At 51.5% G+C, this 12,352-nt stretch carries 10 protein-coding genes; 3 read left to right on the forward strand and 7 right to left on the reverse strand.

The features are described from left to right. Positions 1-294: 294 nt before the first annotated feature. From malM to malK, 3 genes are all read right to left on the reverse strand, one after another. Positions 295-1,251 carry a maltose operon protein MalM gene (malM, locus tag LVQ77_RS14440; protein WP_232904751.1) on the reverse strand — a complete coding sequence of 319 codons (957 nt, stop codon included), beginning with the start codon at positions 1,249-1,251 and terminating at the stop codon, positions 295-297. Positions 1,252-1,399: 148 nt separating this feature from the next. Further along, a complete protein-coding gene (locus tag LVQ77_RS14445) occupies positions 1,400-2,749 on the reverse strand; it encodes a maltoporin (RefSeq protein WP_232904752.1) in 1,350 nt (449 codons plus the stop codon). Between the two features lie 45 nt (positions 2,750-2,794). Beyond that, positions 2,795-3,904, reverse strand: a complete 1,110-nt coding sequence (gene malK, locus LVQ77_RS14450) for a maltose/maltodextrin ABC transporter ATP-binding protein MalK (RefSeq protein WP_064515357.1) — start codon at positions 3,902-3,904, stop codon at positions 2,795-2,797. Positions 3,905-4,297: 393 nt separating this feature from the next. Here malK and malE point away from each other — a divergent pair, with 393 nt between their 5' ends. From malE to malG, 3 genes are all read left to right on the forward strand, one after another. Continuing rightward, entirely contained in the window at positions 4,298-5,488 is a 1,191-nt protein-coding gene (gene malE / locus LVQ77_RS14455) for a maltose/maltodextrin ABC transporter substrate-binding protein MalE (protein ID WP_232904753.1), read from the forward strand. 191 nt (positions 5,489-5,679) lie between these two features. Next, the gene (gene malF, locus LVQ77_RS14460; RefSeq protein WP_232865343.1) at positions 5,680-7,224 is read left to right on the forward strand and encodes a maltose ABC transporter permease MalF; all 1,545 of its coding nucleotides are present in this window, start codon (positions 5,680-5,682) and stop codon (positions 7,222-7,224) included. Between the two features lie 12 nt (positions 7,225-7,236). Beyond that, positions 7,237-8,127 (forward strand): maltose ABC transporter permease MalG, encoded by an 891-nt coding sequence (gene malG / locus LVQ77_RS14465; RefSeq protein ID WP_134186071.1) that lies wholly within the window; start codon positions 7,237-7,239, stop codon positions 8,125-8,127. Between the two features lie 91 nt (positions 8,128-8,218). Here malG and psiE read toward each other — a convergent pair whose 3' ends face one another. From psiE to LVQ77_RS14485, 4 genes are all read right to left on the reverse strand, one after another. Next, on the reverse strand, positions 8,219-8,626 hold the full coding sequence (gene psiE, locus LVQ77_RS14470; protein WP_134186069.1) for a phosphate-starvation-inducible protein PsiE: 408 nt from the start codon (positions 8,624-8,626) through the stop codon (positions 8,219-8,221). 238 nt (positions 8,627-8,864) lie between these two features. Beyond that, complete coding sequence (locus tag LVQ77_RS14475; RefSeq protein ID WP_232904754.1) at positions 8,865-10,961, reverse strand: YjbH domain-containing protein; 2,097 nt, start codon at positions 10,959-10,961, stop codon at positions 8,865-8,867. Beyond that, on the reverse strand, positions 10,961-11,683 hold the full coding sequence (locus tag LVQ77_RS14480; RefSeq protein ID WP_232904755.1) for a capsule biosynthesis GfcC D2 domain-containing protein: 723 nt from the start codon (positions 11,681-11,683) through the stop codon (positions 10,961-10,963). Before LVQ77_RS14480 ends, LVQ77_RS14475 begins: the two co-directional genes overlap by 1 nt. Next, a complete protein-coding gene (locus LVQ77_RS14485) occupies positions 11,680-12,318 on the reverse strand; it encodes a YjbF family lipoprotein (protein ID WP_232865340.1) in 639 nt (212 codons plus the stop codon). Before LVQ77_RS14485 ends, LVQ77_RS14480 begins: the two co-directional genes overlap by 4 nt. Between the last annotated feature and the right edge of the window lie 34 nt (positions 12,319-12,352).

The raw sequence follows: 12,352 nt of genomic DNA on the forward strand, positions 1-12,352 counted from the left end.
TTTCTCCGAAACAAAACCGAAAATCATTGTAACGCAGAATAGGTATAGCGGGGCAGGGAAAAGCTCACAAGCGTTTAACAATGCCGGGAACAATGCCGGGGAACAATGCTAACCCTTCTAAATCATTCGAGTTGAATCAAGGCGGCAAACGAGAAAATCCCTCTGAGCTTACTAAAGTAAGTGATGAGGGTTTTTGAGCGCAGCCAACGCAGAGTCAGCTTGAAGGATGACGAAGGAAAAAAGGTGCGCCCGGAGGCGCACCAAACTTCAAACATCAGCACTGCGGGGAAACCATCACCCCTTGCCTTTTACACTGCTGATAAAGGTTTTACGGGCGCTAGTTGATCCCAGACGTTCAGCTTCATCCAGAAGTTTCAAGGCTTTATCAACATCGCCTTTCGCTACTGCATCTTTGATAGCCTGATTGAAGTAAGCTTCTGTATCGTTTAACACTGGCTCAGACTTTTTGGCTGGCGCTGCTTGAACAGGTGTCGCCGCTGTGGCAGCAACAGCTGCCGGGGCAACATATGTTGCAGCTGGTGCGGCAGTATTGCCCACTGTCACCGGGCCTGGGCCTGATGAGCCAAATAATGGGCCAACCAAGATGCTGGAGCTTGAAGAGGTTTTCACTTTCACCTTCAACAGACCTTCAGGGGTATGACGGGCAATCGGGTCTGGGATATCCGGTACCGCATTACCCGTACCTTTTGCGTAGGCTTTTGCCGGGTCGAGCATTTTAGTGGTTTGCTGTGTATCTTTATTGGTGGTGAAAACCAGTAAATACACTTTTTGCTGACCCAGCGCAGGCGTCAGTTTAATCACCCCTTCCAGACGGTCGGCGGACATCACGCCGGGTTCCTGGTAGGTAAAGAAGCTTGATGGGAAATACGCAGCAGGCGTCATGTTCTGGTCAAGAACCAGCACGTTAGGCGCAAACACCTCGTTGTTTTTCACTTCGCTGGTCAGCGTAATATTCAGCTCGCCAATGTTGGCAGGCACGCTATATGCCGCGACCGGGCCGGTAATATCGCCCGCGCTCAGGCGCTGTCCGGCAATAGAAAGATCGGTAGTTTGGGTTTTCGACTGGTCGATTGGCGTCCATTGCAATTGTTGCAATGCAGAGGCAGGCACCGCTGGAGCGGCCGAAATATCCTGTGGAACGATGTTGACGTCAGCCAGGCTTACAGCGGGCAGGCTGGCGAGCAACCCTGCGGAAAGGCAGAGTGCCAGAAGACTTTTTTTCATTTTCATTGTTATAAACCTCGAATGGGGAAGCGGTGGAAAGTTAGCCAGGCAATAGCGCTTTCCATCGAAACAGGCATTGGCATACAAGGGTAATAATGATGAGGAGCCCAGTGGCGAGCCCCTCATCGAGTCATAACATCAGGTTAAAGCAGTATTACCACCAGATTTCCATCTGGGCACCGAAGGAGAACTCATCGCTGTCACCGCGACCGAAGGACATGCCGTTAAAGCCGTCGCTGGTTGCTTTGCCGAAGTTCGGGTTGCCAGCAGCGCTACCGGAAGTGTCGTAGCCCCATTTCTCATCCCACTTCGCATAAGTTGCGAAGACACGTAAAGCCGGACGGGACCAGATGCTGTCGCCTGCCTGCCATTGTTGTGCCAGGGTGATTTTGTACTGGTTGTTGGTGTCGCCAGTGTTCTGGGACTTCACGTTGTCGTAACCGACTTCCAGCAAGGTACTCATGATTGGCGTCCATTTGTACATTGGACGAATACCGACGGTCCACCATTCGGTGCCGTTGTTGTTATCCCAACTGATGTCCTGGTACATACCCACATACATCAGGTCCCAGTTATCTGCCAGGGTAATCGCACCGTGGTCGATGACACGCACCAGATGGCCGTTGTTGTTGATGCCATAAGCGTACAGGCTGCCATCTGCGTTATTGCCGATGCCAACACCTGCGCCTTGAGACTGACCTTTGCCCTGAGAAGTCATGGCGTCGGTCGCGTACTGAACAACAAACTTGTTATAGCCTTTCAGCATGCTCTGGGTGTGTTCAGCAGTGAACATCCAGCCATCTTTGGTTGCATTTGGCTGCAGGTAGTAATCGTCGTTAACGTTGGTATGACCGTAGTCCACACCGAACTCCAGTGTGCCGCCTGGGTTAACTTCCATCTGGCCTAAACGCACGTCGAAGACGTCGTTCGCAGTGGCTGAGGTGTAATCACGAATATTGTCGCTGGCGAATGAAGAAGAACCGCCTGCTTCAGAAGAACGGGTTGCAGCAAAGGAAAGTTTACCGAAGCCCACATCGACGTTTTCCAGACCTGCACCAGGACCAGAAATATCCCAGTAGTAGAAGTCGATCATGTGAACGTCATGACGTTGATAGAAACGCTTACCGGCCCAGATAGTTGCGCCTGGCAGTGCATCAATCAGGTTTTTACCCTGCACGTTGGCTTCACGGAATGCCGGGCTGGTTGCTTCCCAGTCATTCTGCTGAGCGACGGAGTACGCCACGTTAGTATCGAAGTAGAAGCTCTTATCGCCTTCTTTCCAGACTTCCTGGCCAAATTTCAATTCCGCATAGGTTTCACATTCGTTACCAAGACGGTATTTAGATTGAGCACCAGTTGCCTGGAAACACTGTTGTGCACCGCCGCTACCGGTCCAGCCGATACCAGAACGGGCATAACCGTGGAAATCCACAGCCAGGGCCTGAACAGACATAACGCCTGCCGCTACGGCGACTGCCAGTGGGAGTTTGCGCAGAGTAATCATCGTTCTATCTCCTGAGATCATTGCTTTTCTTTTTTATGGGAATGCTTAAACACCTGGCTCTTGATGCAACCGACGACATGCGGTGCCATCTTCTCGGAACAGATGGCAACGCTCTGGCGGCAAGCCAATAGCGAATGTGGCACCCTCTTTTACCAACACCACGTCATTCTGGCGGTACACCAGGTTCTGACGGATGGCGGGGATTTGGATATGAATCTGAGTTTCATGACCAAGCTGTTCAACAACCTGCACTTCGCCTTCGAGAGTGACGTCAGCGATGTCGCTTGGCAGTAGGTGTTCCGGGCGAATACCAAGGGACATGTTGGCACCGACCTGAACTTCTTTGCTTTCCACCGGCAGCCAGACTTGCTGGCGGTTCGGTAATTCAACCTGCACCTGATCAATGGCAGTAGCGGTGACTTTTACTGGCAGGAAGTTCATTTTTGGCGAGCCAATAAAACCCGCAACAAAACGATCCGCCGGGTAGTGATATAGCTCGAGTGGTTTACCCACCTGCGCGACGCGGCCTGCGTCCAGCACCACAATTTTGTCGGCAAGCGTCATCGCTTCAACCTGGTCGTGGGTGACGTAAATCATGGTGCGACCAAGGCGCTTATGCAGTCGGGAAATCTCAATACGCATCTGCACACGCAGTGCCGCATCAAGGTTTGAAAGAGGTTCATCAAGCAGGAATACACGCGGTTCAGCCACCAGCGTACGGCCAATAGCTACGCGCTGACGCTGTCCACCAGAAAGTGCTTTCGGGCGACGTTCTAATAAATGTCCCAGTTGTAAAGTTTCTGAAACCTGGGTGACACGCTGATTGATATCGCTTTTCTTGGCACCAGCAAGCTTCAGGCCGAAGGACATGTTTTCAGCAACGGAGAGATGGGGATAAAGAGCATAAGACTGGAATACCATGCCGACGCCACGCTCAGCGGGAGGGATGTCGTTCATGCGAGTATCACCAATGAATAAATCACCGCTGGTGATCGTTTCCAGACCCGCAATCATGCGTAACAGTGTGGATTTACCGCAGCCTGACGGTCCAACAAAAACCACGAACTCACCTTCTTGAATGTCGAGGTTGATATCTTTCGATACCACCACATCACCCCAGGCTTTCGTTACGTTCCGTAGCTGTACGCTTGCCATGTACTTCTCCCTTCATTCCGTCACTCTGCTAAACGGCAGGTGATTCAAGATGTGTCGGACTATGAATGATCTATACATTTCGTGAATCCTCCACCCTGCTGTTTTTAATGGGGGAGGAGGCGGGAGGATGAGAAGCGAGTTTCTGCAACCGGTTACAGCAGGCGCGACAGTTTTTCGTGATCGTGGTTTCAAATTTCTGGGTGGTTTTGTGTGCTCTGGTACACATAACTGTCAGTTATGGAATGCAGATCACAGATACCAGGGTGGGGGCGTAGGGCTAAGGAGGATGAGAAGCACTTGCCATCTGCGCAAACTGGCATCCGTAAAGCCACTACCTTGACCTTGATGTATCCACGCGCATAGCAAACCACCATTCAAAGGATGGGAATAAATATGAAAATTAAAACTGGCGCCCGCATCCTCGCTCTGTCTGCCCTGACAACGATGATGTTTTCCGCCTCTGCACTGGCAAAAATAGAAGAAGGCAAACTGGTCATCTGGATTAATGGTGACAAAGGCTATAACGGCCTTGCCGAAGTGGGTAAGAAGTTTGAGAAAGACACCGGTATTAAAGTCACCATCGAACACCCGGACAAACTGGAAGAAAAATTCCCACAAGTTGCGGCAACTGGCGATGGCCCGGACATCATCTTCTGGGCACACGACCGTTTCGGTGGTTATGCACAATCTGGCCTGCTGGCCGAAATCACTCCAGACAAAGCTTTCCAGGACAAACTCTATCCGTTTACCTGGGACGCAGTTCGTTACAACGGCAAAATCATCGCTTACCCAGTTGCGGTTGAAGCGCTCTCTCTGATTTACAACAAAGACCTCATACCTAATCCGCCGAAAACCTGGGAAGAGATCCCAGCACTCGATAAGCAGCTGAAAGCGAAAGGTAAGAGTGCGTTGATGTTCAACCTGCAAGAACCGTACTTCACCTGGCCGCTTATCGCTGCTGACGGTGGTTATGCGTTCAAACTCGAAAACGGCAAATACGACGTGAAAGATGTGGGCGTGGATAGTGCAGGTGCGAAAGCTGGCCTGAGCTTCCTGGTCAACATGATTAAAAACAAAGAGATGAACGCGGATACCGATTACTCCATCGCAGAAGCGGCCTTTAACAAAGGCGAAACCGCGATGACTATCAACGGCCCGTGGGCATGGTCCAACATTGATAAGAGCAAAATCAATTACGGCGTAACGCTGCTGCCAACCTTCAAAGGTAAAGCATCTAAACCGTTCGTTGGTGTGCTCAGTGCCGGTATTAACGCCGCCAGCCCTAACAAAGAACTGGCGAAAGAGTTCCTGGAAAACTACCTGCTGACCGATCAGGGCCTGGCTGACGTTAACAAAGACAAGCCATTGGGTGCCGTTGCACTGAAATCCTACCAGGATCAACTGGCGAAAGATCCACGTATCGCCGCCACCATGGATAACGCCCAGAAAGGCGAAATCATGCCGAACGTGCCGCAGATGTCTGCGTTCTGGTATGCCGTTCGCACCGCCGTCATCAACGCAGTTAGCGGTCGTCAGACTGTTGATGAAGCGTTGAAAGATGCTCAGGGACGTATTACTAAGTAAGTATCTGGTCAATTCCCTCTCTGAAAAGAGAGGGAAAATAATAATATGATTAGATACCCAAAATAATTCGAGTTGCACCGAGGCGGCAAGAGAATGAGTCCTAATGAGCTTAGTAAACTAAGTGATTTGGGCGAGTTCTCACAGCCAACAAAGAGGCAACTGGAAGTATGAAGGGTATAGAGGAAGACCCCATGGATGTAGTTAAAAAGAACCACTGGTGGCAAAGCGATGCACTGAAATGGTCAGTCATCGGCCTGATGGGACTGCTGGTTGGTTATCTTGTCGTATTAATGTACGCCCAGGGGGAGTACCTGTTCGCCATTATGACGCTGATTTTAAGCTCACTTGGCTTATACATTTATGCAAATCGTAAGGCTTATGCCTGGCGCTATGTTTACCCGGGCCTTGCTGGCATGGGGCTGTTTGTTCTGTTCCCACTGGTTTGTACCATCGCCATTGCTTTCACCAACTACAGCAGCACCAACCAACTGACTCAAGAACGCGCACAGCAGGTGCTGATGGACCGCCAATATCAGGCGGGAAAAACCTTTAACTTTGGCCTTTACCCGGCGGGCGATGAATGGCAACTCGCGCTGACTGACGGCGAGTCAGGCAAGAATTTTATCTCTGATACCTTTAAGTTTGGTGGTGTTCAACACCTGAAACTGAAAGACGCCGATGCTCTTCCGGCAGGTGAGAAAGCCAATCTGCGCGTGATTACGCAAAACCGTGCGGCGCTGACGCAAATCACGGCTGAAATGCCTGATGAAAGCACGCTGACCATGAGCTCCCTGCGCCAGTTCTCCGGCACACGCCCACTTTACACTGAAGGTGAAAAGGGTGAACTGACCAATAACCAAAGCGGCGTGAAGTACCGCCCGAATAACAGCATTGGCTTCTACCAGTCTGTAAATGCCGACGGTAACTGGGGCAACGAGCAGTTAAGCCCAGGCTACACCGTGACTATCGGCTGGAAGAACTTCCTGCGTGTATTCCACGATGAAGGGATTCAAAAGCCTTTCATGGCCATCTTCGTCTGGACGGTTATTTTCTCAATCCTTACCGTAATTCTGACCGTTGCAGTAGGCATGATTCTGGCGTGTGTCGTGCAGTGGGAATCGCTGAAAGGCAAAGCAATTTACCGCGTGATGCTGATACTGCCCTACGCAGTGCCATCGTTTATTTCTATCCTGATTTTCAAAGGCTTGTTCAACCAAAGTTTCGGTGAAATCAACATGATGTTGAGTTCACTGTTTGGTATCAAACCGGCCTGGTTTAGCGACCCGACCACTGCGCGTTCAATGATAATTATCGTGAATACCTGGCTCGGTTATCCGTACATGATGATTCTGTGCATGGGCTTGCTGAAAGCGATTCCGGACGACCTGTACGAAGCCTCTGCAATGGATGGTGCTGGCCCGTTCCAGAACTTCTTTAAGATTACGCTGCCTCTGCTGATTAAGCCGCTGACACCGCTGATGATCGCAAGCTTTGCCTTTAACTTTAACAACTTCGTGCTGATTCAACTGTTAACCAACGGTGGTCCGGATCGCCTTGGAACCACCACGCCTGCGGGCTACACGGACTTGCTGGTGAGCTACACCTACCGCATCGCCTTTGAAGGCGGCGGCGGTCAGGACTTTGGTTTAGCTGCGGCTATCGCCACGCTTATCTTCATTCTGGTTGGCGCACTCGCGATTGTTAACCTGAAAGCCACCCGCATGAAGTTTGATTAAGGAGCAACAAACATGGCTATGGTTCAACCCAAATCTCAAAAGCTGCGTTTATTTACCACGCACCTTTTATTACTACTGTTTATCGCCGCGATCATGTTCCCGCTGCTGATGGTTATTGCGATTTCGCTGCGTCCGGGTAACTTCGCGACAGGCAGCCTGATCCCGGATCAAATCTCCTGGGAACACTGGAAATTAGCGCTCGGTTTCAGCGTACAACATGCCGATGGCAGCGTAACGCCACCGCCGTTCCCGGTGCTGTTATGGTTGTGGAACTCGATCAAAATCGCGGCGATTACTGCGCTGGGTATCGTGACGCTTTCCACCACTTGTGCCTACGCTTTTGCCCGTATGCGCTTCCCTGGCAAAGCCACACTGCTGAAAGGGATGCTGATTTTCCAGATGTTCCCGGCGGTGCTGTCACTGGTGGCGTTGTACGCCTTGTTTGACCGCCTCGGCCAGTACATTCCGTTTATCGGCCTGAACACGCACGGTGGGGTGATCTTCGCCTATCTTGGCGGTATCGCGCTGCATGTCTGGACGATTAAGGGTTATTTCGAAACGATCGATAACTCGCTGGAAGAAGCCGCAGCACTGGATGGCGCAACTCCATGGCAAGCCTTCCGCCTGGTGCTTTTACCGCTCTCTGTACCGATTCTGGCGGTGGTGTTTATTCTGTCGTTTATCGCCGCAATTACTGAAGTGCCGGTGGCATCGTTGTTGTTGCGCGATGTTAACAGCTACACCCTGGCGGTCGGTATGCAGCAATACCTCAACCCACAAAACTACCTGTGGGGCGACTTTGCCGCAGCCGCTGTACTTTCTGCAATCCCGATTACTGTCGTGTTCTTACTGGCGCAGCGCTGGCTGGTGAGCGGCCTGACGGCTGGCGGGGTGAAGGGTTAAGATTTCCTGTTAGTTATTGCTTTATCTGTAATGCCACTGTACCCCTCATTTGACTTTGTATTTTCTTCGGCGGCCCTTGGGCCGCCTTTTTTTATTCTCGTTTTAAACGGTTGCTGTTACACAGCCACAGGGTAATCACCAGCACCAGGATTGCACCGGAGTAAATCAGCACATCGCGCGGATCTTTATGGTCGATGATGATGAGACGCACAATGGCAGTGATACCGATATAGATAAAGTAGCGCAGCGGGAAGTGATAACCCGACTGAAAGTATTTAACGATCAACGCGATAAATTCGAAGTACAGGAAGTAAACCACCAGCCCTTCAATCAGCTGGTACTTGCTGGCTTGATCGGTGGGTGCAAATAACGATGTGGCTAAATGCAGCGTTTCTTTACCCAGGAAGATTATGAGGATCAGACCAAGCGCAAGCAACGCCAGATTGAGGACCATTTGCATAACTTTAGCGATGAGCTCAACGCCGGGGGTGGTTGTCATAGGAACGCCTCTTGTTCTGGTATAGAGGTGTTGTTATACGTTAAAAATGTGATCTTCATCTCAATTTTTTACTTATATAACCGTTCGCTGCCGGAGGATGGTCCTTATGGCAGATTGGTGACGGTTCCGTTCACCTGGTATTCAGTGATAAATGAAATTACCGAAGCGGTGAACGGAAAACCTCCGATCACCCATCCTCGTAATTATTGGAACCCCATCAGGTTCCAATAAACCCTCGTTACCTGAAATTAATATCCCGATCGCTCGTCATCCCATACAACTCAAACTTGCGTCCCACCATCTGCCCACCGTCACGCGTCAGCGGTGTCCAACTCACTTGCGCCCGGCTGCGTGTTGGTGAAGACGAGAAGATATCCAGCGGCACATTGACGTAGAAACCTTTGGTGAAGTCCCCTTCCCCGTACTCTTCTTTCGACACGTTGGTAATGGTCGCATAAGTGCCGACAACCACGCCGCTGTCGAAGCGTTTGGAGATTTCCAACGTGCCACCCTTATCTTTCGCCAGATATTGGCCGATGCTGAGTTTAACCAGCACGTCATCAGCAAACGGTGGCGTCCAGTAACCGGTAATGTGGCCGGTTGGCGCGCTGTAATCGGTGAACTTCATCATGTCCTGCGCACTACGCCAGTCACGCTGTTTGACGTAGTTAGCGTTGGCACCAATCGCCCAATTGCTGTCGACCGGGCGGTACAACACTTCCGCGCCCACCCCGCCATACATGGTTTCGAGATAACCGCCGTACACCTGCCCATACCAACTATTACCTAAATACTGGAAGTAGTTAGCTTGCAGGTTGTTGACGTAAATATCGTTCTCAACGTAGTCACGGACGTGGGTACGCACGCGCGGCAGTGTCGAGTCGTTCGGTGGATTGGTGTAGTTAAATTTGTCGTAGTTATTGGCGATATTGGCAAAGAGGCTACCCGTGGTTAGCAAATGATCCGTCACCCACCAGTCAGCAGTTCCCATCACGCCAACCTGATACATGTAGAAACTTTCTGGCCCGCCGACAGACTGGTTCAGCACCGGGTTAATCGAGAAATTCACCTTCGATTTATCGATGTAATAACCCTGCTCGGTTTTCTCCGGAACGACCGGCTCAACACGTTTTTGCACAAGCTGTGTTTCATGCCCCAGCGGCTCGCCTTCCAGATGGTTTTGCAGGCTGGCGACATCCGTTTGGGTCGTCACCTGCGGCATATTCAGGCGGGTTTCCGTCACGCGGATGGTGCGAATATTCTCCGGCAGGTCATTCATGATAATGCGGTTAGCACGCTCGATGCCTTCACGGGAGTCGCGGTATTTCACCTGCTCACCCGTGACATATAGGGTGTCGCCTTTCACCTGAATATTCGGGTTTGCCAGGCCTGCATTGTATTTAAGAAGCGTCAGCTGATTTGCGACAACCGTCGGCTGTAAAATTTCATCTTGCGGCTGCGGCTGGTATTGCGGGCGGCGATTATCGTTATAGCCAGGGCGCAAGTCGTTAAAGTTAGTTCGCAGCGTGACACCAAACATAAAGGTATTGCCGCGCTCGTAGCTGACGTTAACGTCGGCCCAATCGGTGACACGATAAATAGCGCCGACGTTAAAGCTGCTACGTTGCTCAAGTTTTCCGGCAAAATCCTGAGTGTAATTATTGCCTTCATATTCCGCTTTAAGGCGCAGCGGCTGCCATGGAGTCTGATATTCGACACCACCGAACAGTGACGCCGGGCCGTGGAACATGCCACTAAAGTTGAACGATCCCGCCTGGTTATAGCTGTTATCGCGATAGCAGAAGCCATCGCTCACTTCACAAAACGGGTTTTTCACATTGCCGCTGGTGCCCATGTAGCCCCAGCCCATGCCGAGGCTAAAATCGAACGGTCCCCAGGCTTTGCTCGCCACAACATATTCGCTATCGAACAAACCGGTGCCGCCTAAGTCACGCACCCCCACCGACACCTGCGGCAGGTAATAGCCTTCTTCCCAAAGGCGAACTTTCATGTCGAAGGCTTTATCTTTGTAAGTCTGGTTACCCGAGAAAGCCTCAACGCTGCTGTACTCTCTGGTGCGCACGTCGGTGTAGCGCAAAGTCGTTTCCAGCCACGGGAAAAGCTGCACCGAGGCAGAGTAGAAGCGGTACTGATCGTTATCGCGATAGTTAAGGCTAAACTCACCTTCTCGCGCCATGCGTGCAGTCGGTGTTTGCAGCAAACCCACACCGCCAAAATCCGATTGCGACGGGCCTACTGGGTCTGGAAAGGTTTCTGCCTGGCAGGCAGTAGATACAGCCAGCGCGAGCAGGCTGTAGAGATATTTTTTGTTCATCAATCCGGTCTCCGATGAGTCAGAGAGTTAAGGATTTGCTGATTCAAGTCGTTGAAATCAGAATTAAATAGTCGCTCTTTAAAGCCGACAAACAGGATGCTGCCCGGCGTGAGTTCAACATGGCGGTTATTCCAGTAGGCCACTGGCGCTTTTTGGGTTTTGCCGTCCGGGTAAATCACCCATGCGAAACTGCGGTCGGCTCCGCTGAGTTTGTCGACACCATCGAGATATTCGTCGACACTGCGCCCGGCAACAAAAGGCTTCGCGCCAGGCGAACTTACCAGCCCCATCAGCGTGATTGTGGAGGGCTGTGGCCCGGCCCACAGGCTGTAATCGCCTTGCAGCGGAACATTGGCGCGAGGGTGAACACGCACCCAGTCGGGGTCGAGATCGACAAACTGCCGCCCGGTAACGTGAATGGCCTGCATCTGTTGGCGCATGCCGTTGATGGCTGCGGCATCGTCACCATCTTCTTCGGCGGCGAAACCCGATAAAGCGGTTAACAATTTCTGGTGCTCTTGTTCTGCAACCGCTGTTGCCTGCCGTTCGCTAATTACCGCGCCTGGCCACCAGGCCCGCGCAAGTGAGGGCTGCGAGACTAAATCACCGAGGCGTTCTACGTTGGTGAGTTGCTGATTGCCGGGGTAAATAGTCACGTTTCCAGCGGCGTAAGAAAGCGTGCTGCTTAGCGCTAAAAACAACATGGATGCTGTTAATTTCATTCTTTGGCCGCCTTCAACAAAATCGTAGTGACAGGCCAATAATCCGGGCCAATATATTGTTTTGACTGACGTATATGACCTTCGCTGTCTATCCAGAAGCGGTTATGCCAGGTTTTGCCATCGGCGGTGATTTCTTCATCGAGAACACGAACGGGCGTGGTGCTTTCAGCAACTTTTAGCGTGTCGGTGCCATCCCAGGTAAAGGTTGAATGCGCTGTCGCCATTCGCGCCTGCTGATGCTCAGTCCAGGCAATTTGCCGCGTCCAACTCGCGCCATCGGTTATCTGATTTGCATGTACCAGCGGGTCGTTTGGCGTATTAGTCACTTGCTGGAGGTTGTCGCCAAGACCGGTGGTTTTTACGATGCGGCCCTGTTCGGTGACGATCATCGCCCGGTCTTGCGTTACCCATTTTTGCTGGCCGTTTTCGTCATATGCCAGAACGACAAATATTTGCGGGCCGTTATTGATGCTCATGTACTGGCTGGCGTAGCGCATATTCTGAATATCGTCATGGGTAAGCTGTACGCCATCACTGCCGACAATACTGTGCCAGAGCGATGAGCCAAGACCTTTAGTGGTGGCAGAGCAAGCCTGAAGTAACAGGCAAACAAGAAGAATTACGAGTCGCTGCACGAGGTTTCCCCGGAGTCGAAATAACCACACCGAA

The organism is Buttiauxella cochleicola (assembly GCF_021282435.1).
Classification (GTDB): Bacteria; Pseudomonadota; Gammaproteobacteria; order Enterobacterales; family Enterobacteriaceae; genus Buttiauxella; species Buttiauxella massiliensis.